Genomic DNA, 25013 nt, shown 5'->3' on the forward strand with positions numbered 1-25013 from the left:
ATTACAACTATAATTTGTCAATTATTTTTTTAAATACAATTAAATTTACATGATACGGCATTGTAAATAATTAATTTTCACCACAGTATAATAACTATAAATGCTTGGTTTATATTTGATGCCAAAAAATTGTAATGGTAACTTTTAAAAAGCATGCTAAAATTGCTCTGGTTTATTTTTTAATAGCTGCATTATTGGGAATATTGCTAAGAGCTTTATTTGTAACCACTATTCCTGTTACCTATAAATTTATACTTCACACCCACTCTCACATTGCATTATCAGGATGGGTTTACTTAGCACTAACAATTTTGCTCTGTTATTGTTTTATACCAATACAACAGCATACAAAAAAATACAATCTTGTTTTTTGGTTTACACAAGTAACATTGGTTGGTATGCTTGTTAGTTTTCCGATACAGGGCTATGCTCTTTATTCTATAATTTTCTCTACATTATTTTTAATTGCTTCCTATTTATTTGCCTGGTTTTTTATAAAAAGTACTCCCAAAACTGTAAAAACCAATCCATCATATAAATGCATAAAAGCTGCTTTGTTTTACATGGTATTTTCTAGCTTAGGACCTTGGGTTTTAGGGTATATAATGAACACCTCCGGGAGTGAATCTATTTGGTATAAGAATGCCATTTATTTTTACTTGCATTTTCAATACAACGGTTGGTTTATGCTTGCTTTAGCTGGAATTTTATTGTCATGGCTAGAAAAAAACAACATCTATATCAAGCAAAAAGCTTTTAAACCATTTTATTACAGTATTAATGCCGGAATTATACTAAGCTTCTTCCTATCGGTTTTATGGGTTAATGTGCCAAACATTTTTAATTTACTAGGTGGCTTGGGCGCTTTTTTACAAATAATAGCTTTTTGGTACTTATTAATGTACTTAATTAACAAAACCACTGCTGTTAGCTTTTTAAAAAGTAATAACCATTATAAAGTATTACAATTAGTACTTGTTTTATTATGCATAAAGCTTTTATTACAACTACTAACTGCTTTTAATTACTTTTCTGAGCTTGCCACCCGAATTGTAGATTTTATAATTGCATATTTACACCTGACTTTTTTAGGAATTGTTAGCTTGCTGTTGTTTTATTTTTTACATCAATTTAAACTCTTAAAACTGTCGCAAAACGCTTTAGCAATCTACATTACAGGTTTTTTACTTTCTGAATTTTTAATTTTTTACAAAGGGCTTGCTGTTTGGTTAAACTTTTATTTGTTTGATAGTTATTTAATGGCATTACTTTTGGTTAGCAACTTATTACCTATTGGTATTTTTATGCTCCTAGTCTTTACTATTAAAGCAGCTAATTAACTGTATCTGTTTTCTTTTTAAATAAGTTTTTAAGCACTTTTTTGGCTGCTTCTTTTACAGGTTTGTTCTGCTTTAAAGAATCTGCTTTTGTGCTATCTGTTTTGGTATTTTTATCTAAAATTGAAGAGAGCACGTCTTTTGCTTTTGTTTTTGTTTTTTCTTTTAGTGCTTCTTTTTTCTGATTAATCACTTTTTGTGTAACCATTGCTATGGCTTGTTTTGCATTGGTTGACACTTTTGGGTTAGTTAATAAACCTGAAACAGATGCCTCTATTGGTACTGTAGCAGTTTCTGCTTCGTCCGGAGTAAGTTGCTCCATTAGTTTAACAGCCTCTTTCCCTAAATATTTTACAGGAACATCAAATACAAGTGTATATTCTAAAGATTTATCTAACCCATGCTCTCCCATTACTTGTATGTTTATGTCTTTATAATTTATAGTAAAAGGAGATACTGAGACTTTGCCATTATTAACATGTAAACTAGCCTGAACATCTTTTAGTGAAAGGTTAGAAAAATCGGCAAACGGCAAAGCTTTATCTAATTGTTGTATTATTTTATGCTCATTATTATTTAATGCTAAAGCAGAAAGTTCTGCTAATAAATTACCGGAAATAGTTTTAAGATTAGGTGTTAAGTTTTGGTTTAACTCTCCCGATATAGCAAAAGCTGTATTTATTTTACCATTAAAGGCCTCTGCAATTGGCGCTACATACTGAAAAAATGATACTTGTTTAACCGATTCGGCTATATTAAAATTATCTGTCTTAACATTTACAGTGAATTCCGGTGCTAATAACGTAGGCTTTAGCATTCCGCTTAAAGTTAATTCTCCATCAAACATTTCGGCAGACAAACTATTTAGTACAGCTTCTTTGTCGTTAATTTTAACCTGTCCGGCAACATTGTTTAAGGTTAAATTATCATAATTAACAGTTTTTGCATACACTTTGAGCGTTGCATTTACATTTTTAGGCAACGTAAACCATTCTTTCTCTGTAGATTTTATTTCGTTACGCTGACTATTATCTTGCTCACTGATTGAATTAGGACTTACAAAATCATATACCGAAAACGTGTCTGCATTTACAGATAAAGTAGCATCTAGATTGTCTTTACCAAACATATAGCCCAACCAATTAGTAAAAGTTCCTGAAGCTGTAAAAGCACTATTTCCGGTTTTAGCTTGTAACTTATTAAGAGATACTAACTTGGGTGTAAAGACAAGCTTTGCGTTTGCTATTTGTAATTTATCGGGAAGTTGCTGTCCTGAATATTCAAAATTAGTTAGCAGTAAACTACCGCTTGTTTTAATGTCTTCATATCTGTTTTGGCTTACCATACTTTTGGTAAAAACAGCATTCAAATCTGCATCTACAATTCCTTTTAAAGTATATGATTCCGGCACCGGATATACTTGTGCTAAATGCTCTAAGTTTAGTGTTCCTTTTAAAGCTGTATTCACCCAAACATCATCTATTAAATTTTTAAAGGTTGCGTAGCCTCCAAAAGAGTTATTATCAATTTTAAAATTAAATTCAGGAATAGCTACGTAAGTATCTTTAGCCAGCCCTGTATTATTAACAAGTTTTGCTGTAAAGTTTATGTTTTTAACCGATTTTGGAAGTGCTGCATATTTAAACGACGCATCTTTAGCAATAAAATTTATATCTAAATTAGGAATAAGCGTATCGGTTACTTTTCCGGTTATTTTCCCGTTAACTTCACCAACCCCTGTAGTTGTAACCTCTTGTAAGTTTTTTGCATACTCTTTAGGTAATAGGGCTAAAAAGTTTTTAAAATCTGATGTTGGAGTTTTAAAATTTATAGCTATTTCTTGATGTTTATCTAACACCGTTACATAACCGTTAAAAACTAAAGGCAATCTATTTATATAACCTTTGTTTCTTAAAAAAGTATAAGTACTGTTTTTAAAATCTAATCCTAAATCGGCTACTAAACTTACTGGGTTTGCATCTATGTAATTTACACTATCTATTTGTAAAGAAAACAACCCTTCTGTGCTGGTGGCAAGTGTAATTAAATCTGAAGAACCTTTTGCGTTTCCGGTATGTTCTATACTATCTACTACAATAGTTATATTACTTTTTAAATCTTTATAAGAAAAAGATGAATTAACAAACTCATATTCATCTATAGAAAACAAAAAGGGATTGTCTTGTTCATTATTTTCTGTAATTGTAGGCTTAACTATCTTATAATTTTCATTGCCTAACTCATCAATTATAATAGCAACGTCAGCGTTACTTACAGTAAAAGCTTCTATTTGTAACGGATCGGTTTTTGCGTTAAACAAATTAGAAAAAGGTACAGCAATACTTACTTCTTTTGCATAAGCTAAAGTGTCTCCGGCAAATGGTTCTGCAGTAATTACGCTTAAATCTTTAACTGTTAAAGATACATTTGGAAAGCTTTTAATAAAGCTCAAGTCAGCATCATTATACAATACTTGTGCCGATAAATTTTGATTTACTTTTTTTGTTACTATCGCTAAAAGTTTATCTTCAAAAATGGCAGGAATTACAAATATTATTGTTGCCAGTAACACTACGGTTATGACTAAAATTTTCTTTAGTTTTTTACGCTTCATAAAGTTATACTTTATATATAGTATACGAATTTACAGACCTTTAAGACTGTTATAATAGTGTTAAAATCTGATGAAAAGAATGGTTAGTAAAGCTTAATTTCTTCGCCTACTTTAAGATTAAACGTTTTTCTGAAGATGTAAACAAACAGGTATAAAAAAGGAGTATCAAAAAGTGCAACCATTACCTTAAAAATAAATCCGCTAATAAGCAGCCCATAAAACATATCCCATGGCAATACTTTAAAAGCACACAATAAAAATACAACCGTAAATGTATCTATAAATTGTGATGTGAATGTAGAGAAGTTGTTTCGTAACCAAAGATATTTGCCTTTTGTGAGTGCTTTCCAGAAATGATAAATTCTAATATCTATATACTGTGCAAACAAATACGCTAACATAGAGGCTAATACAGCTATGGGCGATAAGGCAAAAACCTTAGAAAAAAGTTGATTGTTAACCGGTGAGTTATCGATTGCCGGAACCGCATCTGCCACAAAAATTATGAGCATAGAAAAAAACGAGGCAAAAATACCAGCCGTAACCACCAAATTTGCTTTCTTCTTACCGTAAATCTCAGAAATCAAATCGGTTATTAAAAAAGTAATCGGATAGGGTAAAATCCCAACAGAAATAACAAATAATGGAGCGCCAAATAATGTAATTTCACCAAAAGGATACCAGTAAAAAAACTTCTGAAATATTAGGTTAGATACTACTAACGAGGTTATAAACAACGCTCCTAAAAACAAATATACCTTATAAGCTAATTTGCGCTTTTTGCTATTCATGCTACCCTACTTTATGTTTAATGTATAGGGTAATCTGGCCTGCACCCCTTTTTGTTGTGTCATTAATTTTAATTGTTGTAATAGCATATATGCTTCATGCCCTATTTCATTTATCAACTTATCTTTTTTAGTTGAAATTAACGGAAATCCTGAAAGCCTTTCTAAAAACTCTTCTATACTGGTTTCGTATTCCGGGTAATTTACAATTGTAAAGTTCTCTACATTGGCCATGTTGGCCGCCTCTTGTATTGCATCTTCTAAGCCTCCAAGCTCATCTACCAACCCAATTTTTTTAGCATGTGCTCCGCTCCAAACCCTTCCTTGGGCAATAGTATGTACACTATCTACAGGAATATTTCTGCCAGAAGCTACTCGTTCTAAAAAAGTAGTATAAGTATCTTCGTTGCCTTCTTCAATGTAGTTTCTAAAGTCATCAGACATGGGTTCAAAAAGACTATATCCAACTGCTTGCTTATGCGTTGCCACTTGCTCTGCATTTATACCCAATTTGTTGGCTAACCCTTCTATATTAGGAATGGTGCTAAAAACACCAATAGAACCTGTAACCGTTGTAGGCTCTGCATATATTTTATGTGCTCCGGCAGCAATATAATACCCTCCCGAAGCTGCAACATTCCCCATAGAAACAACTACAGGTTTGCTTTGTTTGGCTATTTCTAATTCTCTCCAAATTATATCTGCAACGATTGCAGCACCACCCGGAGAATCTACGCGTAGAACAATTGCTTTTACATTATTATCGTTTCCGGCATCTCTGATGGCTTTTATCATTAAATCCTGACCAATAATTTGGTCGCCTCCCATGCCATACAAAATCTCTCCTTGGGCATAGAGTACAGCTATTTTATTTTTGCTTCTAAAACGTTTCTTTTTTGCAGCATACTCAGCATACTTTTCTATTCCGATGTAATTAAGATCTTTATTGGTTGATTGATGCAAAGCTTCTTTTAATCTATCCTCATATTCATCTAAGTAAGCAACAGCGTCTATTAATTGATTGTTTTTTGCTAAAACTGGTGTTCTTGCACCTAAGTTATCTGCAATTTCATTTAGTTTTTGAGTTGCTATATTCCTACTTTTAGCAATATCATTTGTTATGGCTTCCCAAATAGACAATAACAGCTCAGAGATTTGCTCTCTATTTTCGTCACTCATGGTGTTTTCTAAATAAGGTTCTACGGCACTTTTATATTTACCGTGCCTAACAACCTCCATTTTAACACCCGATTTCTCTTGAAAATCTTTAAAATAAAGCACCTCAGACGATAATCCTCTAAAATCTAATTGCCCTACCGGATTTAAAAAAACCGAATCTGCAACCGAAGCTAAGTAATAGTCTTTTTGTAATAATAAATCACCATACGCATATACAAATTTTCCGGAAGTTTTAAAGTCTTCTAAAGCCCGTCTAAGCGCCTGAATTTGTGCGTACCCTGCTATTATAAAATTAGTGTTTATGCTTATTCCTTTTATTTTATTGTCTGTTTTAGCATAAGCAATAGCGTCAATAATATTGTTAAGTCCGTTATACTTTTCAAACGAAAAATCTAAATCTCTAAAACTGTACTTTCCACCATAGTCTTTAATTGGTTCATTAAACCGCAATTCTAATACAGCATTATTAGGTACATAAATGCCTTTATCTTCTGTTCCGGCTAATGCAGCAAGCAGTAAAATCATAAAAAAGCAAATACCAAATGCTACTAAAGTACCTAAAATTGAAGCCAGTAGATTTCGTAGAAATTTCATAGCAAAAAACTTATTAACAATGCCAACAAAGATAACCTTTTGTGAATTTCTTTTGTTTACTTTGCCGGAAGATTATGAAGAATTTAAGACGGGTATATTTATCGTTAGGAAGTAATATTGGTGATAGAGTTGCCTACTTGAAAGAAGCTGTAAAAAAGCTAGAAGCTCTTATTGCCCCGATTGTTGTAAGTTCTCCTATTTACAAAACTGAGGCTTGGGGCTTTAATGGCGACTTTTTTTTAAATGTATGCGTTACAATAGATACCCATTTACAACCACAAGAGTTGTTAAAAATTATTTTACAGATTGAGCAAAATCTAGGAAGGGTTAGAGACAAACAGTTTGGATACACTTCTAGAACTATTGATATTGATGTGCTTTTTTATGAAAATGAAGTTATTAATACCCCTGAGCTAAAAATACCTCATCCGGAGATTACCAACAGAATTTTTGTTTTAAAACCATTAGCAGATATTGCTCCAAACACTATACATCCAACAGCTAAAAAAACTATAAAGCAACTATTAGATGCTTGTAATGACAACAGTTTAATAGAAACTACACATTATAATTTAAAAGATACCCAAACAATATCGTTTACCGATATAAATTTTATTGCCATAGAAGGTAATATTGGAGCCGGTAAAACAACATTAGCTACTAAAATTGCCAATGATTTTAACGGAAAACTAATTTTAGAGCAATTTGCAGATAACCCATTTTTACCTAAGTTTTACGAAGATCAACAACGGTATGCTTTTCCGCTAGAAATGTCATTTTTAGCAGAGCGCTATCAACAATTTACAGACGACACTACTCAGCCGGATTTATTTAATAGCTTTCTGGTAAGTGATTACGATATATTTAAATCGTTAATTTTTGCCAAAGTAACCTTGCCAAACGAAGAGTTTAAATTATACCGGAAGCTCTTTAATTTTATGTACAAAGAGGTTATAAAACCAGATGTTTATGTGTATTTATACCAAAGCACAGAGCGGTTATTAGAAAACATAAAAAAACGTGGCAGAAGTTATGAGCAACATATTCCGGCAGATTATTTAAATGCCATCAACAAAAGTTATTTTGAGTACATTAAAAGCTACAAAGAGCTAAATGCTTTGGTAATAGATATTACCGAAATGGATTTTGTAAAAAACGAATCAGACTACCGTTACATTATAAATAAGATTCTGGATTTCCATTCTAAAAAGAAAGAATAACACTACCGATTTAGGATTTTTTTAAGTTTTTTTGGTTTTGTAAAAAACGTTTCTTTAATTAGCACTGCTTAAAAGTTTTAGGCTAGCTAACTCAAACTTTATATTTCAGCCTTAAAGAGCCCGGTAAAACAATATCGGGCTTTTTATTTTTTAGGCAATAAATTAAACATATGCCATAACACTATTCCGGCACTTACAGATATATTTAGTGAATGTTTTGTACCATATTGCGGGATCTCTACAACTACATCAGACTCATTTACAACTTCCTGCAAAACTCCTTTTACTTCGTTACCAAAAACAACTGCATATTTTGTATTGGGTGTAATTGAAAATTCATTTAGCATTGTAGCATTTTCAGCCTGCTCTATTGATACAATTGTGTATCCCTGCTTTTTTAAACTATTAATAACATCAATAGTGTTTTTTGCATACTCCCAATTTACACTTTCTGTAGCTCCTAAAGCTGTTTTATGAATATCTTTATGAGGTGGTTTTGCAGTAATTCCGCATAAATAAATTTTTTCTATCAAAAATGCATCGGCTGTTCTAAAAACAGATCCGATATTATTTAAACTTCTAATATTATCTAATACAACAACTATCGGGCTTTTCTCTGCTTTTTTAAAAGCAGCTACATCTAATCGGTTTAATTCACTATTCTTTAATTTTCGCATTATAACACCTATATTTTGCCAGTAAAACTTATTTAAAATTATTAACAATCAAGCCTCGTTACTGTATTAAAGCGTGTAAAAAATGTAACTTCGCAATACAGCCTTTTCAAGGCAAAAATAACCCAAAAAATAGGTTTATAATTGGCAGCAAAAACAAAAAGCAAAAAAGAAACTCCCTTAATGAAACAGTACAACCAGATTAAGGCTAAGTATCCTGATGCGTTGTTGCTGTTTAGAGTTGGAGATTTTTACGAAACTTTTGGAGAAGATGCCGTAAAGGCAGCTAGAATTTTAGGAATTGTTTTAACGCACAGAAATAATGGTGGAGATCAAACAGAATTAGCCGGATTTCCGCACCATTCGTTACATACTTATTTACCTAAATTAGTTAAAGCAGGAGAGCGCGTTGCTATTTGCGATCAGCTTGAGGACCCAAAACAAACAAAAACTATTGTTAAAAGAGGGGTAACAGAATTGGTTACACCCGGTGTTGCTTTAAACGATGATATTTTATCTGCTAAAGAAAACAACTTTTTAGCAGCCATACATTTTGGTAACAAACATTACGGAATTGCTTTACTAGACATTTCTACCGGAGAGTATTTAACAGCTCAAGGAAATAAAGAATATATAGATAAGCTTTTACAAAACTTTGCCCCAAGTGAGCTACTTATCTCTAAAAAACAAAAAAGTACTTTTAATGCTAGCTTCGGAGGGGAATTTCATACCTTTTATTTAGAAGATTGGGTATATCAAGAAGATTATGCTTTTGAAACGCTAACACAACATTTTAAAACCAACTCTCTTAAAGGTTTTGGTATAGAAAGCCTGAAAGAAGGGATAATTGCTGCCGGTGCTGTTTTACATTACCTTTCAGAAACACAGCACAATAGAATAGACCATATAACTAAAATTAGTCGTATTGCCGAAGATGCTTTTGTTTGGATGGATAAATTTACCATCAGAAACTTAGAACTCTATCAAGCAAATACAACCAATGCGGTTACACTTTTAGATGTTATAGATAAAACAATTTCTCCGATGGGAGGAAGAATGCTTAAGCGATGGTTGGCATTACCCTTAAAAAATCTGGAGCAGATAAAAAAACGACATGAAATAGTAGATTATTTTTACAATGACTCTTCTCTTTTAGACACCCTAAAAACTCAATTAAAACAAGTTTACGATTTAGAAAGAATGGTGTCTAAAATTGCCACCGCAAAAATTACCCCTCGAGAAGTAGTACAATTAAAAAACTCGCTTAAAGCATTAGAGCCTATTACAGAAAACATTAACTCAAGTTCACTACCTGCTCTTAAAGAATTAGGTTCGCAAATTAACACTTGCAAAGCATTGCAAGAACGAGTAACTAAAATGCTTTTTGAAGATGCTCCGGTTAATGTTTTAAAAGGTAACGTTATTGCTTCCGGTTATCATGAAGAATTAGATGAGTTAAGAGCTTTATCTAAATCGGGCAAAACTTATTTAGACAACATGCTTGAGCGCGAAAGTAAACGTACCGGAATACCCTCTTTAAAAATTGCTTCGAATAATGTTTTTGGTTACTACATAGAGGTTAGGAACACTCATAAAGATAAAGTCCCTGAAGATTGGGTTAGAAAGCAAACTCTTGTAAATGCTGAACGTTACATTACTCAAGAGCTAAAAGAATACGAAACAAAAATTTTAACAGCCGAAGAACAAATCACACAACTTGAGCAACAACTCTTCAATCAACTTATTGTGTGGTTACAAGAGTTTATTAACCCAATTCAAAAAACAGCACATTACATTGCACAAATAGACTGTTTATGTGGATTTGCAACGTTAGCCAAAGACAACAACTATAACAAACCAGAAGTTACCGATAGCCTATCTATACAAATAAAAGAAGGAAGGCATCCGGTTATAGAAAAACAATTACCACTTGGTGAAAGCTACATAGCTAATGATGTTTATTTAGACACCAAAGAGCAACAAATTATAATGATTACAGGCCCTAACATGAGTGGTAAATCGGCTATTTTACGTCAAACAGCCCTGATTGTACTGCTTGCTCAAATGGGAAGTTTTGTTCCTGCTAAAGAAGCTACTATAGGGCTGGTCGATAAAATTTTTACCCGTGTTGGTGCTAGCGATAATATCTCTATGGGAGAATCTACCTTTATGGTAGAGATGAATGAAACTGCCTCAATATTAAACAATATTTCAGAAAGAAGCTTGGTGCTTTTAGACGAGATAGGAAGAGGAACAAGTACATATGATGGGATTTCTATAGCCTGGGCAATAACAGAATACCTACATGAGCATCCTTATAAACCAAAAACGTTATTTGCTACGCATTATCATGAATTAAACGAAATGTCTGAAACGTTTAACCGAATTAAAAACTATAACGTTGCTGTAAAAGAATTAAAAGACAATGTACTCTTTTTACGAAAATTAGTTCCGGGAGGTAGCGAACACAGTTTTGGGATTCATGTAGCTAAAATGGCAGGAATGCCACAACAGGTAATACAGCGCGCTAATAAAATTTTAAAAAAATTAGAAAAATCACATTCAAGCGAAGAATTAACAGACAATTTAAAAGCAGCACAAAACGATTTACAATTAAGTTTTATAACGCTCGATGATCCGCTACTGGAAGAAATTAAAGAGGAAATTGTTCATTTAGACATAGATACGCTCACACCGGTAGAAGCTCTAATGAAGTTAAACGAAATTAAAAGAATGTTGGTAAAGAAAAAACAAGCGTAATCAACCTAAAAAACTCAAAAAAATTTTAATCTTTTTTTTTGAAATGCTTTGCTTTTTATAGAATTGTTTTAAATTTGCATCCGCATTCAGAAACAGACGTTCTAAGACATAGTTGCGAAAATAGCTCAGTTGGTAGAGCGCAACCTTGCCAAGGTTGAGGTCGCGGGTTCGAATCCCGTTTTTCGCTCGACGATTATATGCTCGGGTGGTGGAATTGGTAGACACGTTGGACTTAAAATCCAATGGACAGAAATGTCCGTGCGGGTTCAAGTCCCGCCCCGAGTACTTTAAAAACCCTGTAAAGCTAGTCTTTATGGGGTTTTTTGTTTTGTCTTTCTTTTTTAAAGTTTAATCAAAAATACAATCAAATCAACTCATATTTTTTACTTAAAAAGTAAAAACTGGCACTACCATTTAATAATTATTTTTCCTACTCTTAGTTTTAATTATTACTTTTAATACACTATTTCTTAAAAAATTTACACACCTAAACTTAGCGCTATTTAACCATGAAAGATACTTTAATTGTTGCCACAGAAAATTTCTCATTAAGTGAGCTTGAGTTTCTTTCTCGTTTATTAGTAGCTATTGGTATTGGTTTTGTGTTAGGCTTAGAGCGTGAATTTTCAGGGTTTTCTATAAAAGAAGAGCTTTTTGCCGGTGTTCGTACTTTTATCCTTATCAGCTTAGTAGGTTTTATTGCTGCCTTACTAGGCTTTATATTTTCTCCCTATGTTTTTATTGCCTGTTTTGCCGGAGTTTTTGTTATGGTTACCACTTCTTACTGGATTAGTGCCAAAAAAGGAAGTTTAGGTGGTACATCAGAATTTGCAACAATACTTGCTTTCTTATTAGGAGCATTAACATTATTGGGGTATATAGAAATTGTTTTAGCTATTACTGTTGTGGCAACAGTTGTGCTTTCAATGAAATTTCAACTAAAAAACATTGTTGGCCAAATCACTAAAGAAGAGTTTTCTGCTTTTGTTCAATTTGTAGTTATTGCCTTATTAATCTTGCCTTTTTTACCAAATGCCAAAATGGGCCCTTTTGAGGTGTTAAATCCAAGAGAAATTGGTTGGGTTGTGGTACTTACTTCAGGAATTGGTTTTATTGGGTATATTTTAATGAAGTTTTTAGGGACCGATAGAGGAATACTACTTACCGGAATTGTTGGAGGATTGGTATCTAGTACCGTTGTAACCTGGACCTTCACTAAAAAAAGCAAAGAAACTCCTGCACTATCAAGAAATTATACAGTTGCTATTATGGCTGCAGCGGCTATAATGATTATTAGAGTGTTAATATGGGTTTTTATTTTTAATAAAAATTTACTGCCAAAGCTATTATTCCCTATTGGTTTGCTTTTTGTTGCTGCAATAGGAGTTACTTTATACTTTCAGAAATCTGGTAAAACCAGCGAAAAGTTTAAAGAAAAGCTACCTCTAGGCGAGCCGTTAAATATAAAAGACGCCCTGTTTTTTGGTTTTTTATATACCGGTATTTTACTCTTGGTTAGTTATGCCAGTAGTGAGTACGGGCATAAGGGAATTTATATATCTAGTGCAATAAGTGCGCTTACTGATATAGATGCCATAACAATATCTGTATCTAAATTAGCTGGTGATACCATTAATGTTTTATCGGCTCAAAACGCCATACTCTTAGCAACACTATCTAACACAATTGTTAAAATTGGCATTGCAGTTTGGGGCGGAAGCAAACAACTTAGAAAGCATGTTCTGTTTGGTTATGGCTTGGTTTTTATTGCCGGTTTAATAGGATTTTTAATTTTAAACTTAATTTAAAATGAAATTAGGTTTAGTTCTCTCTGGTGGTGGTGTTAAAGGTGCTGCACATATTGGAGTAATAAAAGCATTAGAAGAGTATAATATTTACCCCTCTGTAATTTCCGGTACCAGTGCCGGAGCTATTGTAGGAGCTCTCTATGCCGGTGGCTATAAATGGCAAGAAATTTTACATTTTTTTAAGGCTGTACCTATGTTTCAATTTAGCCGCTATGCACTTGGTAAGCCTGGTATTCTTGACAGTGAAAAGTATTACGTAGATTTTAAAAAATATTTTCCGGAAGATAATTTTGCTGCCTTAAAAAAGCCGTTATATGTAACAGCTACAGATATTATTAACGGCTCATTAACGTATTTTAATAAAGGAAATTTAATTAAACCCATTTTAGCTTCGGCTTCTTTTCCAGGAGTTTTTACACCGGTAGAAATTAATGGCAAGCATTATATTGATGGTGGTGTATTAAATAATTTTCCGGTAGAACCCTTAAAAGATAAATGCCATAAAATAATTGGGGTGTATGTTACGCCATTAAAAAAAGTAGCTATTTCAGATTTAAAACACTCGTACCAAGTGGTTGACAGAGCCTATAAAGTTAAATCTGCTAGTGATTGTATTGCAAAATTTTCTGATTGCGATGTTATTTTTTATCCAGAAGAATTAGCTAACTACAGCACTTTTAGTGTAGGCAACATAGATACCATTTTTAATATTGGGTATCTACATGCAAAACAACAATTAAAAACTAGAAATATAGTAATAGATTAAAAAGAAGAAAATTAAATCTACTAACTATCACCTAACTTCAGAAGGTAAGTTTTTACAAGACCCTAAAGACCGATTTAAAGAACTATGGTTTTCATTTAAAGTGCAGTATCAATTTATACGGGCATTCAGAAAAATGCACTTTATAGGACATTGTATTACAGTTTTTGGTTCTGCTCGTTTTACTAAAACAAACCCCTACTATAAAAAAGCAGAAAAAGTAGGTGCTGCACTTACTAAACTTGGTTTTACAGTCATAACAGGTGGTGGTTTGAGTTTAATGGACCAAAAGCCTGATATTTATCATTGACTACTTGTAATTTCACCTTTAAATTTATCCCTAAAAAAAATGGAAACAACAATTTTAGTTCAAAATTTAAAATGCGGTGGTTGTGCCAATACTATAAGTAAAAAATTGCAGCAGCTTGAAGGCATAAGCAATATAAACATAACACCAGAACAAAATTCTGTTACTTTTAATTATAGCACAACAGAGCAATTACAAGCTGTTAAGAACATGCTGGTTAAGCTTGGTTACCCGCCAGAAGGAGAAGCAAACTCAATTAGTAAAAAGGTAAAATCGTATACCAGTTGTATGGTTGGCAGATTAAATGGTTAATTCTATAAAAATTAAAAGCCGTTACTTTAAGTAGCGGCTTTTTTACTTCTAAAATAAATTTATTCTTTAAAGTGCTTTGTTTACTTTTTTAAAACTAATTCATTTTCTTCTAAATTCTTAACAATTGCTTTTACGTATACCTCAATAGTTTTGTGTATTTGGGTTGGGTCTACAATTTCGTATGACGCTCTCCAGACTAAAGCTCTTTCACTGTCTGGATCTAAATTATAAAGTGAAGCTTCTACATTATACACATTAAATCTATCGTAATAACCTGTATCAAAAAAAGCATCTTGGTTTAAAAAATAGTATCCTCTAAATTTATCAGACTGAGGGTTTATGTCATTAAATTCTCTGTTATAAGAAACCCGCTCATCAACTCCTTTAACTACCGAAATTAAAACTGCATCAAAATCTTGAAAAATTAATTCTTCTTCTAACATTTTAAGTTCTTGTTCGGTTTTTTTTGAGTCAGTAAAATTAGCTTCACAAACAACAAAACTCTCTTCTGCTTTTAAACCTCTTTTTTGTAGTGCTTCGTTTAAATGTACTTCAAATAACTTTCTACTGGTTTGATCTTGTGTCACTCCAACTACAAGAATTTTTTTAGGAACAAACGTTTTATATTGAGTACTCTTCCAACTTTCTGAAAGCTTTACAGACGAACATCCTGCTAAGAAAAAAACAAATAGAGCTAAACAAATATTTTTCATTACAACATTTTTATGAAACTCATTAACAAAATTTAAGGGGTTAATCGAGCACAAGATTTATATGAATAAAGGTAGGTGTAAAATAGAGTGCAAAAAATGATTTAAATCAGGTGTGTGAGTTATTCTATAAAAAATGAATAACTAGCTATTTTTTTAAAAAAGAGTATTTAATTGAACAAAATGACGGCTATTAAAGTGTACGTCTTGTTATAGTTTTTGAAATTAATTTTAAATAAAATCTTGGTTATTTTACAATAGTCGAGGTTTTTTATTTAGAGTATAAGTCTACTTTTCTTCAATGTCTAAACAAAATAACCACAAATTACACCATATATACCATAAGTTACTTGCTTTAAAAAAATAGAATACTATTTTGTAATAAAAAACTTATAAAAACAAGTAAATTATTATCGGGATATACTATTTTATGTAATTTTTAAGAATCGTTGGCGTCTATAAGTGGTAACTTGTATATTATTTCGCTTACGTAACTACTAATTAATTTAAGATGGCAGCCAAAACAATAAAGCACACTTTTGCTTTTGTAGCAATTATACTTGCTTCAGTTTTCTCTGCCTATAGCTATACCTATAAAACCAAGTTTAAAAAAGATAGTGTTCTTTATGCTCAAAATGACAAGCAGAAAAATATACTAACTTCTATAGAGCTTCTTAAAAAAAGGTTAGATGAGAAAGAGATAGACTCTATAGATGCCTATAAAAACTTAGCTTTTTTTTATGCGCATTTAAACGATGCAAATAAAGCCACTTACTATCTAGAAAAACATATAAAAAACACTGCAGAAATAAACATACTGCATGATCAGTTTTTTAAAAAAATAAAAACTACAGAAAATTTCAAAAAACTAGAGCATAAGTACTTATTAAAAGTTTCTTTTTGGTCTTCTTTTTACCTTTTTAGTGGTTGTATTGGAGTTTTTATAGCATTGCTCCTGCTTTTTAAAATAAACAACAATCATTCGTCTAACATTTTTATTGGATTATTTGTTTTATTACATTCTTTATTTATTTTACACATAAGCTTATTCATTTCAAATTACTTATACAAAACCCCTCACTTTTTATACATTACAACTACCTTTTCTTTATTGTATGGGCCGCTATTATATTTTTATTTCAAGAAAAGAGTCACAAATTATAACTTAACAGCAATAGATGCTTTACACTTTTTACCAACTTTAATATTGCTTGGTATTTTGGTTCCGTATTACACACTAGATGCAGAAAGTAAATTACTTTTAATGGTTAATAGAAGTAGCGATTTAAAAGTTACTACTACTTTAATTGTACTTGCAAAAATTATTTCTTTATCGGTATATGCCTATCTAATTCATAAATTATATTTAAAGTATAAGCATCAAAACACAGAAAGCACAGCTGCGAGTATAAAGTGGCAAAGTCAACTTAAAAATATATTTATTGCGTATGTGTTTGTATACTCACTTCATGGTTTAGGTATAATTTTTATTGGAAACAGTGAGGGCGTAGCATCGTTTCAACCACAAGTAATAGCAATGGCTCTCTTAATTTTTTACATAGCATCAACAGCCTATACTGTTCCGGAAGTTTTTGGTAAAAAAACCAACTCTGCAATAAAAACAAAAGTTAATAACAATAATCTTCCAGATAAAAAATACAAAAAATCTGCTTTAACGCCTGCTTACTCTATTGAGCTTAAACAAGAACTTATTAAACTGCTTAACGAGTATAAGGTATACAAAGAAAACAATCTAAATCTTGAAATGCTTGCAGCCAAACTTGGCACTACAAAACACAATACGTCTCAAGTTATTAATGAGCATTTTAATATGAATTTCTTTGAACTAATTAATAAGTACCGTATTCAAGAAGCTACAACTATACTTAAAAACAACTACCACATTACTCTAAACATTATTGATGTTGCTTATGAAGTAGGTTATAATAATAAAGTAACTTTTAATAAAGCTTTTAAAAAAGAAACATCGTTAACACCCACAGAATATCTAGATAAGCTTCACAAATTAAAATACGTTTAACCCTATTCTTAAAAAGGGTAAACTATTATAGGGGTTAACCTTTTCTACTCAAAATATCAGTCAATTTACTTTGCAATTACTGAAGGTTTGTGGTTTATATGAGTACTTCTATAAAAAATCCACTAAACTTTGATTTTATTTTTTGAAGACAAATTATTTGAGTTAGCCATCTTAATAATCTTTAATTCCACATTCCTTCCTTAGTTGCACTAATTCAAAACTAATCTTTAATATTTTAATCTATGAGAGTAAAAAATTACTGGATGCTGTTATTGCTATGTCTATTTAGTATAACAGTCACTCTAGCACAAGAAAAAAATGTCTCAGGTAGTGTTACAGACCAAAATGGTATGCCGTTACCCGGAGTAAACATTTTAGTAAAAGGTACTACAAATGGGACCCAAACTGATTTTGATGGTAACTATTCCATTAGAGTTAATGTAGGTCAGGTTTTGGTATTTACTTACATCGGCCAGAAAACAGTAGAAAGAACAGTTGGTGCTGCAAACACTATTAATGTTCAGATGGAAGAAGATGCTCAAACACTAGAAGAAGTAGTAGTAATTGCTTATGGGCAACAAAACAGACAAAAGCTGGTACAAAGTGTATCAACAGTAGACAATGAAAGTATAAAAGATATTCCAGCATTATCACCTCAAGAATTATTACAAGGGCAAGCATCAGGTGTTCAAGTAGTAAATTCTTCTGGAATTTTAGGAGCTGCACCAGTTATTAAAATTAGAGGTGTAGCATCTATTTCTTCTGGAGGTAGACCATTAATTGTTATAGATGGTGTTCCCCTTAATGACGCTATTGTAACCGGTGGACAAGGAGGACAAGGATTAAACCCTCTTGCAGATATTAATCCAAACGACATCGAATCTTTTTCAGTTTTAAAAGATGCTGCAGCAACTGCTGTATACGGGTCTCGAGGTGCAAACGGGGTAATTTTAATTACAACCAAATCTGGTAGAAAAAATCAAGATACCCGAGTAACATTAGATATGAGTACATCTTGGACAAAAAGTACCGATGTATTTGATATGATGAATGCCGATGAGTTTCGTGAATTTTTGGTAGAAGCTGGTTTTGCTGCTTCAACAGGCGACTTACCGCAAGGGTCATTCGATTGGCCTTCTAATGTAGTAAGAACGGGTATATCTAAAGACTTAAACATGAATATTACCGGAGGAAGCGAAAAAACCACCTTCTTTGTAGGTTTAACCTATAAAGATCAAGAAGGTTTTATAAAAGGCAATAATCTAGATAGATTAAGTGCCCGATTAAACCTTACACACGATGTAAACGACTGGTTAAAAGTTGGTGTTAATTTAAGTGTAACCGAAAATAAAAATGATAGAGTTGGCGCAGAAAACTCAACTTTTGCTCCATTAACTACATCTTTTTTACAGCAGCCTTGGGTTGAGCCAACAGACGAGAATGGTAACTTTGTAAATACCGGTTTCTTGGCAAATGTTATAGCCATTGAAGCATTAGATATTAATGATGCTAACAGCTTTAGAACAGTTGGTAATGTATTTGGAGAATTTAAGCTGTTAGATGGTTTAACTTACAGAAGTGATTTTGGTATAGACAGAGTTGCTCTAGAGCAATTTCAAAGATCGTTTGAAGTTAACTCTCCGGGAGGCTTTGCTTCAGATATTGTAAACTTGTTAAATAAGTTTGTATTTACAAACACATTAAACTACAATACAACTTTTGGAGAATTTCATGATCTATCGGTTGTTGCAGGTATGTCTTATGAAGAGGTAGAAAATAGAGCAACCACTGTTACTGCTACCGGGTTTCTTTCAGACGACCAAATAAACACCGTATCTGCATCAACTCCAGGAACCACTAATAACACTTCAACAGGAAGCAGATTAGTTGGTTATTTTGGTAGAGCAAATTATTCATACGATAACAAATATATTGTTGAAGGATCTATAAGACGTGATGGATCATCTCGTTTTGGTGAAAACAATAAGTATGGTACTTTCTGGGCTGCCGGTGCTGCTTGGTTAATTTCTTCTGAAAGCTTTATGGAAGATGTAGATTGGATAAACACCTTAAAATTAAGAGGAAACTTTGGTACTTCTGGTAACGACAGAATTGGAAACTTTGCCTCTTTAGAAAATTTTGGAGGTGGTATAGTTTCTAACTATAATGGTGCTTCAGGACTCCGTCAATTAGGAGCCGCTAACCCAGATTTACGCTGGGAAAAATCTGAATCTTATGATATTGGCTTTGAAGCTGCTTTCTTTAATAACAGATTTAGGTTAAACGTTGACTATTATAATAAAAAGACAACCGATTTAATTTTAAACGTTCCTATTCCTCAAACCAACGGAGGTATTAACTCTATTATTGATAATGTTGGTGAAATGGAAAATAGAGGTTGGGATATAGATTTGTCTGTTGATATCTTTGACGGCGAAAACTTTAGCTGGACTTCTTCATTAAACTTAGGTATTAATGAAAACGAAGTGCTATCATTACCGGGTGCTAACTTAGATGCACAAGGCAGAAGATTTGTATCGGCTACTACCGTACAAAGAGCTGTAGAAGGACACTCTGTAAACAGTTTTTATTTAATTAGATACAAAGGCGTAAACCCACAAACAGGTGATGCAGAATGGTTAGATATAAACGGTAACCCTACTACAACTCCAACCTCGGCAGATAGAGTTATTGCAGGAGATGCAAACCCTGATTTTGTTGGTGGTTTTAGAAATCAATTACGATATAAAGATTTTGATCTTAATTTCTTCTTCAACTTTAGTGTTGGAAATGATATTTATATTTCAGGACTTAGGTTTACAGATAACCCCGCAAGTACTTTTAACAATAGAAGAAATTTACTAGATGTTTGGAGAAATCCGGGAGACAATGCTTATGTACCTTCATTTAGCAGTCCTACATTTAATACTTTTTCTCAGCGTTCAACGCTACAGTTAAAAGATGGTACTTATGCAAGACTTAAAAACATAACATTAGGGTATACTTTGCCTGCAAAAATTGCCGACAAATTAGGTTTCCTTAAAGGTGTTAGATTGTATGCAACAGCAAACAATGTATTTACTTTAAAAGGAAGTGATTTAGATGGTATTGATCCTGAAGTAACAGATTCAACAGCAAATGGTAGACAAGGGGAAACCTTTTTTACACCACCGCAATCTAAAACTTATTTGATTGGAGCAAGATTAACATTTTAATAAAAACAAAAAGTAAGATGAAAAATAAATTTATATTAATACTATTAGCAACAGCTACATTCTTCTCTTGTGATGAAAAATTAGATTTGGCTCCGGAAGATCAATTAACACAAGATGTAGCGTTTTCTAACAAAGAATTAGCATTAGGCGTTTTAACCGGAGTATATAGTGCTGCTCAACAAGACGATGTGCTTAATGGTACATGGCAGTTAGCCGGTGACTGGCAAGCAGATAATATTGACTTTGTAGGGTCATTTCCAACCTATAACGAAGTTAAAAACTATACTACGCTGGCAACAAACGTCTCTATTGCAGGTATGTGGGATGACTCTTATGAAACCATTGGTACTGCCAATTTAGTAATTAAGAATATTCCTTTGGTTGATGATCCATCGTTTACAGATGCAGAGCGTAATAATGCTATTGCTCAAGCTAAATTTATGAGAGCTTTAGTATACTTTAACCTCTCTAACTGGTATTCACAACCTATTCAAGTATCTGGAGGAACATCTTTAGCTGTACCTTTAGTTCTAGAACCTTTTGAAGGCGAAGTACAGTTTCCTGCAAGAGCAACATTAAATGAAGTTCAAGCTCAAATAGAACAAGATCTATTAGAAGCATTACCTCATTTAACAGACGGAGATAACAGCATAGCTACATTAGGAGCTTGCCAAGCATTTTTAGCCAGATTATATCTGTACCAAGAAAAATGGGCTCAAGCTGCCGATTTTGCTAACCAAGCAATTCAAAATAGTAACTATGCACTTGCAAACAACTACACTTTTTATAATACACAAAGTAGTGAGTTTTACTTTACTTTAGTAAATACAGAAGCAGATGGGCAAGATAGTGGTCAAGGTTTTTCAGGATTATCAAACCCAACTCCAACCGGAAGAGGTGATGCCCCTTACTCAGACAATCTATTGGCTGCTTTTGCTGCAGAACCCGGAGACTTACGCTTTTCTGAATTAACTCAAACCGGAGCAGATGCTTTAGGTACTGTACGAGAATTTAGTAGTAAATTTCCAGAAGCAATTAACAATTCAGATAATGCTCCTGTGTTTAGAGTTACCGAAATGTACTTAACAAGAGCAGAAGCAAATTTAAGAGGAGGCACATCGGTTGGAGATACTCCATTAAATGACATCAATGCTTTACGTTCGCGAGCAGGTTTACCTGATTTACTAGCTGTAACTTTAGATGATATTTTAAATGAAAGAAGAAAAGAACTTTGTTTTGAAGGTCATAGAAGAATGGACCTTCTTAGAAACAACATGAATTTAAGAAGACCCGGCATGGCAAATGAAGCAGAATCTGCTCCTGGTCAGAACAAAGTTATTTTTCCTATTCCAGTAAATGAATTAGACCTTAATGAAAACCTTGAACAAAATCCTGGTTACTAACTAGGTAATGTGTTAATTATAATTGCAAAAAAAGGCTGCCTAAAAGGCAGCCTTTTTTATTATAATGAGTTGTTATTTTATTAAGGTAAACCCATAAATATCATCTTTTCCTAAACCTCCTTTTCTGTTTGAGGACAGAAAGCCAAAATATTTATTATCTGCTTGTTTTTTAATTATAAATCCAAATTCATCAAAAGCAGTGTTAATTGTCGGACCTAAATTTACTGGTGGCCCATACTTTAACTCTTCTAAAATAGGTGCTTTATAAACATCCATCCCTCCTAAACCATAAAAAATATCAGAAGAAAAATATAATTCATTATTAAACACATAAGGCGCAACTTCATTACCGGGAGTGTTTATATTAGGCCCCAAGTTTATGGGTTTAGACATTATTTGGTCTGAGTTTATAAATACATAATAAATATCCGTTCCTCCATACGAGTCAGGTAAGTTTGCGCAAAAATAAAGTATACTGTTTTCTGCATCGTAAAACGGATAATAAAAGGATACTCCTAAATCTTTTAAAAATGTTCTTGGGGCCGAATTGGGTTTGTTTACTTGCACAGCTTTAATGGACATTGCATTAATTCCTTCACTATTAAATTCAAGGTTTTTTCCATTTTTATTAGAAGCCGAATAGAAAACTTGTTGCAAACCAACAGCATAATGCGGTGTTGCTTCGTGAAAAGGAGAGTTGGGTATTAATGCAAACAACTTACTGTTTGATAGTTTTCCGTTTGCAGAAAGTTCTGCCTGATAAATATCTAAAAAAGGTTCATTAGCTGGTTCATACAATGTTTTATAACTTGTATTCTTACTGCTTGTGTAAAGTAAAAAATCATTATAAAAAGCAGGAGCAAAATCTAATCCTCTACTGTTTATCGTTGTTTTAGTTATAGTAAAAACAGGTAAACTATCAGGGTAGTTTTCTAATAAATCAAAATTACTGATTGCATTATTTAGTAGTGTTTCAGAAAAAAAGTCTTTTCGCTCTTGCATTAATTGTTTTACTGCGCTTACACCTTTAGTTTTAAGTAAACATTGTAACAGTTTATTATAATCTGAAGTAGATAAAGCATTATCATCTTGGTAAAGCCTATTATAAATCTCGTATGCTTTTTTGTAATTTTTTATTTTGTAGTAAGAATCGGCTAAATTAACCTGTTGCTCTTTAGTTAAAGGTTGTTTTGTAGCAATCTTGTTGTACTCAATTACAGCTTTTTCAAATTTTAGCTCAAAATAAAATCTATCTCCTTTATTAGAAAAAGAGCGTTGCGCTAGTACAACATTGGCAATTAAAACAAGTGTTATAAAAAGTATCGTTTTTTTCATTATATGGTCTTAAAAAAATCTTGGGGTTTGTATTTGTTTTGGTTTTCCTCTATCTCCTTTAGAAGACGGGGTGTTTGATGTGGCAGCACCAAAACCAATTTTTAAAATAATTTCGTGAGAACCAGAACTAAACTGATTTAATGCAGTGGTTGTATAATCGTAAGCATACCCTATAAATACACCGTCTGATACCTGAAATCCGGCAACTCCGCTAAAAGCGTTTTCTACTCTGTACGACGCCCCTAGCATAAATTTTTCGGCATATAAAAAATTAGCCGATAAATTAAATGAAACCGGAGAAGCTTTTAAAAAGTGTGCCATAACAGCAGGCTTAAATTTTAGTGAAGACGATAAATCGAAAACATATCCTGCAATTGCATTCACTTGAATGTTGTCATCTACAACCGTAGCTACTTCTTCATCAAAAGTTTCTGTGCTAAGAAAGTTAGGAGCCGAAAGCCCTAAATACCAATTATTAGCATACATAAAAATACCTGCTCCTACGGTTGGATAAAATGTATTTTGTGGGACCAAATTAGCGGCATTATCATTATCGTTTTCAAACTCACCTTTAGTTAAATCTATATCTAACATTGATCCTCCGGCATCTATTCCGAATGAAATTCTAACATCGTCTGAGGTTTGAATTATATAAGCATATGACGCGTTAAAAAATGTTTGAGTAGCAGGACCAATTGCGTCGCGCAAAACATGAAGCCCTAAGCCCATTTTTTTATTAGAAAAAGGAAAATTTAATGTAAAATTTTGTGTGTTTGGTGCTCCGTCTATACCTACCCATTGTGTTCTGTACAGCAACGTTGCTTCTGTTTTTGGTACTGTACCAACATATGCAGGATTAAAACTACCAATATTAAACATGTATTGCGTGTATTGAGGCTCGTTTTGTGCAAAACCAATATGCAACACAAAACAAAAAAATGTTGTGCTTACAACTTTTAGTAGCGTAGTTGTAGTTTGTTGTATCATAAACACTTATCTAATTATCTGAATCCATCCGTTTAGTGCCGGTGTGCCGTCTCCTAAATCAAGTACATAAAAATAGGTTCCTATAGGTAATGGATTTCCATTGTTGTTTAAAGAACCGTCCCAGTCGTTTTTATACCCCTGAGCACTATAAACTTTATTTCCGTATCTATTAAAAACCTCGAATGTGCTTTCCGGAAAATCAAGAATACATTCTATTGTAAGAGTATCGTTAGTGCCATCACCATTAGGTGAAAAAATATTATATACCTTACCACAATCTTCTCCTCTTGGAATAAGCGTTACAGTAGCGGTATCATTCTGTGGGTTTTCATCTAATGGTGTTACAGATGTAAGTTGTGCTGTGTTAGTGGAATTACCGGCTTCTAAAACTGTAACAGTTATAGTTAGCGAAGCTGTTTCACCACTTGCAAGGCTTGCAATATTCCACGTACCATCTACAGAATCATATACACCGGAGGTTTCTGTATGCGAAACATAAACAAAACCTGTTTCTATTACTTCGCTAATTACAATGTTATTGGCTATTCGGAGGGCTAAATTTTGGGCAGTAATAGTGAACGTAACCTGCTCATTAAATATTGGTGTTGTTGTACTGGCTTCTTTAGTAATTGCAATATCTACTTCTTGAGCACAATTAGGATGATTTACATCCGGATCGCAAGCATCTAATGGATTTGTATCGTTATTTACTTCATCGCCATCAGTTAAACCATCATCATCTGTATCGGGATCATTAGGGTCTGTTCCCAATGCTTCTTCTTCTTCATCAAACAATCCATCATTATCACTATCAACATCATCATTTATAAAAGTTACAGTTACTGTTTCAGAAATACCATTATAGGTGTCTTCAGACAATGGGTTATCTACCGCAATAATAATAGCTACCGAGTCACCGTCTCTGTCTATATTATCGTTAACACCGGTAACTGTTACTGTTTGAGG

Annotated in this window: 18 protein-coding genes and 2 tRNA genes; 12 read left to right on the forward strand and 8 right to left on the reverse strand. The window is 32.8% G+C overall.

Going from position 1 to position 25013, the window contains the following annotated elements:
- Positions 1-134 precede the first annotated feature (134 nt).
- The gene (locus ACZ5CF_RS00895) at positions 135-1340 is read left to right on the forward strand and encodes a hypothetical protein (RefSeq protein ID WP_464579750.1); all 1206 of its coding nucleotides are present in this window, start codon (positions 135-137) and stop codon (positions 1338-1340) included.
- Here ACZ5CF_RS00895 and ACZ5CF_RS00900 read toward each other — a convergent pair.
- The 3 genes from ACZ5CF_RS00900 to sppA form a co-directional block, all read right to left on the reverse strand.
- Positions 1333-3951 (reverse strand): hypothetical protein, encoded by a 2619-nt coding sequence (locus ACZ5CF_RS00900; RefSeq protein ID WP_464579751.1) that lies wholly within the window; start codon positions 3949-3951, stop codon positions 1333-1335. The two genes, ACZ5CF_RS00895 and ACZ5CF_RS00900, sit on opposite strands and share 8 nt — an antisense overlap.
- Before the next feature lie 83 nt (positions 3952-4034).
- Positions 4035-4742, reverse strand: coding sequence for a queuosine precursor transporter (locus ACZ5CF_RS00905; RefSeq protein ID WP_464579752.1), 708 nt, complete (start codon positions 4740-4742; stop codon positions 4035-4037).
- 6 nt (positions 4743-4748) lie between these two features.
- On the reverse strand, positions 4749-6512 hold the full coding sequence (gene sppA, locus ACZ5CF_RS00910; RefSeq protein WP_464579753.1) for a signal peptide peptidase SppA: 1764 nt from the start codon (positions 6510-6512) through the stop codon (positions 4749-4751).
- Between the two features lie 74 nt (positions 6513-6586).
- On the opposite strand from sppA, the gene folK reads away from it, so the two are divergent.
- Positions 6587-7732 carry a 2-amino-4-hydroxy-6-hydroxymethyldihydropteridine diphosphokinase gene (folK, locus tag ACZ5CF_RS00915; RefSeq protein WP_464579754.1) on the forward strand — a complete coding sequence of 382 codons (1146 nt, stop codon included), beginning with the start codon at positions 6587-6589 and terminating at the stop codon, positions 7730-7732.
- A gap of 143 nt (positions 7733-7875) precedes the next feature.
- Here the strand turns inward: folK and ACZ5CF_RS00920 are convergent, their stop codons facing one another.
- On the reverse strand, positions 7876-8409 hold the full coding sequence (locus ACZ5CF_RS00920) for an RNA methyltransferase (RefSeq protein ID WP_464579756.1): 534 nt from the start codon (positions 8407-8409) through the stop codon (positions 7876-7878).
- Positions 8410-8589: 180 nt separating this feature from the next.
- Here ACZ5CF_RS00920 and mutS point away from each other — a divergent pair, with 180 nt between their 5' ends.
- The 7 genes from mutS to ACZ5CF_RS00955 all read left to right on the forward strand — a co-directional run bounded on the left by mutS (position 8590) and on the right by ACZ5CF_RS00955 (position 14356).
- A complete protein-coding gene (mutS, locus tag ACZ5CF_RS00925) occupies positions 8590-11166 on the forward strand; it encodes a DNA mismatch repair protein MutS (RefSeq protein ID WP_464579757.1) in 2577 nt (858 codons plus the stop codon).
- 114 nt (positions 11167-11280) lie between these two features.
- A tRNA-Gly gene (locus tag ACZ5CF_RS00930) sits at positions 11281-11353 on the forward strand.
- 12 nt (positions 11354-11365) lie between these two features.
- Positions 11366-11451 (forward strand) — tRNA-Leu (locus tag ACZ5CF_RS00935).
- Positions 11452-11675: 224 nt separating this feature from the next.
- Complete coding sequence (locus tag ACZ5CF_RS00940; RefSeq protein ID WP_464579758.1) at positions 11676-12974, forward strand: MgtC/SapB family protein; 1299 nt, start codon at positions 11676-11678, stop codon at positions 12972-12974.
- A 1-nt stretch (position 12975) separates the two neighbouring features.
- A complete protein-coding gene (locus ACZ5CF_RS00945; protein ID WP_464579759.1) occupies positions 12976-13740 on the forward strand; it encodes a patatin-like phospholipase family protein in 765 nt (254 codons plus the stop codon).
- A 133-nt stretch (positions 13741-13873) separates the two neighbouring features.
- Positions 13874-14047, forward strand: a complete 174-nt coding sequence (locus ACZ5CF_RS00950) for a hypothetical protein (RefSeq protein ID WP_464579761.1) — start codon at positions 13874-13876, stop codon at positions 14045-14047.
- A gap of 39 nt (positions 14048-14086) precedes the next feature.
- Positions 14087-14356, forward strand: coding sequence for a heavy-metal-associated domain-containing protein (locus ACZ5CF_RS00955; protein WP_464579762.1), 270 nt, complete (start codon positions 14087-14089; stop codon positions 14354-14356).
- Between the two features lie 80 nt (positions 14357-14436).
- Here ACZ5CF_RS00955 and ACZ5CF_RS00960 read toward each other — a convergent pair whose 3' ends face one another.
- Entirely contained in the window at positions 14437-15069 is a 633-nt protein-coding gene (locus ACZ5CF_RS00960) for a hypothetical protein (protein ID WP_464579764.1), read from the reverse strand.
- A gap of 508 nt (positions 15070-15577) precedes the next feature.
- On the opposite strand from ACZ5CF_RS00960, the gene ACZ5CF_RS00965 reads away from it, so the two are divergent.
- The 3 genes from ACZ5CF_RS00965 to ACZ5CF_RS00975 all read left to right on the forward strand — a co-directional run bounded on the left by ACZ5CF_RS00965 (position 15578) and on the right by ACZ5CF_RS00975 (position 21725).
- The gene (locus ACZ5CF_RS00965; RefSeq protein ID WP_464579766.1) at positions 15578-17107 is read left to right on the forward strand and encodes a helix-turn-helix domain-containing protein; all 1530 of its coding nucleotides are present in this window, start codon (positions 15578-15580) and stop codon (positions 17105-17107) included.
- Between the two features lie 242 nt (positions 17108-17349).
- Entirely contained in the window at positions 17350-20322 is a 2973-nt protein-coding gene (locus ACZ5CF_RS00970; protein ID WP_464579767.1) for a SusC/RagA family TonB-linked outer membrane protein, read from the forward strand.
- A gap of 17 nt (positions 20323-20339) precedes the next feature.
- Positions 20340-21725: a RagB/SusD family nutrient uptake outer membrane protein gene (locus tag ACZ5CF_RS00975; RefSeq protein ID WP_464579768.1), complete on the forward strand. Its 1386-nt coding sequence runs from the start codon at positions 20340-20342 to the stop codon at positions 21723-21725.
- 72 nt (positions 21726-21797) lie between these two features.
- Here ACZ5CF_RS00975 and ACZ5CF_RS00980 read toward each other — a convergent pair whose 3' ends face one another.
- From ACZ5CF_RS00980 to ACZ5CF_RS00990, 3 genes are read right to left on the reverse strand one after another with little or no spacing between them, the layout of a single operon-like run.
- On the reverse strand, positions 21798-23060 hold the full coding sequence (locus tag ACZ5CF_RS00980; protein ID WP_464579769.1) for an outer membrane protein assembly factor BamD: 1263 nt from the start codon (positions 23058-23060) through the stop codon (positions 21798-21800).
- A 9-nt stretch (positions 23061-23069) separates the two neighbouring features.
- Positions 23070-24047, reverse strand: coding sequence for a PorP/SprF family type IX secretion system membrane protein (locus ACZ5CF_RS00985; RefSeq protein ID WP_464579771.1), 978 nt, complete (start codon positions 24045-24047; stop codon positions 23070-23072).
- A 6-nt stretch (positions 24048-24053) separates the two neighbouring features.
- Complete coding sequence (locus tag ACZ5CF_RS00990) at positions 24054-24926, reverse strand: T9SS type B sorting domain-containing protein (protein ID WP_464579772.1); 873 nt, start codon at positions 24924-24926, stop codon at positions 24054-24056.
- Positions 24927-25013: the final 87 nt, after the last annotated feature.

The organism is Lutaonella thermophila, assembly GCF_055387725.1.

What these genes read in the sequence shown, in the direction of transcription:
- ACZ5CF_RS00905 (WP_464579752.1), bottom strand. Translation starts at nt 4,742, where the DNA reads ATGAATAGCAAAAAGCGCAAATTAGCTTATAAGGTATATTTGTTTTTA.
- ACZ5CF_RS00940 (WP_464579758.1), top strand. Translation starts at nt 11,676, where the DNA reads ATGAAAGATACTTTAATTGTTGCCACAGAAAATTTCTCATTAAGTGAG.
- ACZ5CF_RS00950 (WP_464579761.1), top strand. Translation starts at nt 13,874, where the DNA reads ATGCACTTTATAGGACATTGTATTACAGTTTTTGGTTCTGCTCGTTTT.
- ACZ5CF_RS00970 (WP_464579767.1), top strand. Translation starts at nt 17,350, where the DNA reads ATGAGAGTAAAAAATTACTGGATGCTGTTATTGCTATGTCTATTTAGT.
- ACZ5CF_RS00960 (WP_464579764.1), bottom strand. Translation starts at nt 15,069, where the DNA reads ATGAAAAATATTTGTTTAGCTCTATTTGTTTTTTTCTTAGCAGGATGT.
- mutS (WP_464579757.1), top strand. Translation starts at nt 8,590, where the DNA reads ATGAAACAGTACAACCAGATTAAGGCTAAGTATCCTGATGCGTTGTTG.
- ACZ5CF_RS00920 (WP_464579756.1), bottom strand. Translation starts at nt 8,409, where the DNA reads ATGCGAAAATTAAAGAATAGTGAATTAAACCGATTAGATGTAGCTGCT.
- ACZ5CF_RS00975 (WP_464579768.1), top strand. Translation starts at nt 20,340, where the DNA reads ATGAAAAATAAATTTATATTAATACTATTAGCAACAGCTACATTCTTC.
- folK (WP_464579754.1), top strand. Translation starts at nt 6,587, where the DNA reads ATGAAGAATTTAAGACGGGTATATTTATCGTTAGGAAGTAATATTGGT.
- sppA (WP_464579753.1), bottom strand. Translation starts at nt 6,512, where the DNA reads ATGAAATTTCTACGAAATCTACTGGCTTCAATTTTAGGTACTTTAGTA.
- ACZ5CF_RS00945 (WP_464579759.1), top strand. Translation starts at nt 12,976, where the DNA reads ATGAAATTAGGTTTAGTTCTCTCTGGTGGTGGTGTTAAAGGTGCTGCA.
- ACZ5CF_RS00985 (WP_464579771.1), bottom strand. Translation starts at nt 24,047, where the DNA reads ATGATACAACAAACTACAACTACGCTACTAAAAGTTGTAAGCACAACA.
- ACZ5CF_RS00895 (WP_464579750.1), top strand. Translation starts at nt 135, where the DNA reads ATGGTAACTTTTAAAAAGCATGCTAAAATTGCTCTGGTTTATTTTTTA.
- ACZ5CF_RS00955 (WP_464579762.1), top strand. Translation starts at nt 14,087, where the DNA reads ATGGAAACAACAATTTTAGTTCAAAATTTAAAATGCGGTGGTTGTGCC.
- ACZ5CF_RS00980 (WP_464579769.1), bottom strand. Translation starts at nt 23,060, where the DNA reads ATGAAAAAAACGATACTTTTTATAACACTTGTTTTAATTGCCAATGTT.
- ACZ5CF_RS00965 (WP_464579766.1), top strand. Translation starts at nt 15,578, where the DNA reads ATGGCAGCCAAAACAATAAAGCACACTTTTGCTTTTGTAGCAATTATA.
- ACZ5CF_RS00900 (WP_464579751.1), bottom strand. Translation starts at nt 3,951, where the DNA reads ATGAAGCGTAAAAAACTAAAGAAAATTTTAGTCATAACCGTAGTGTTA.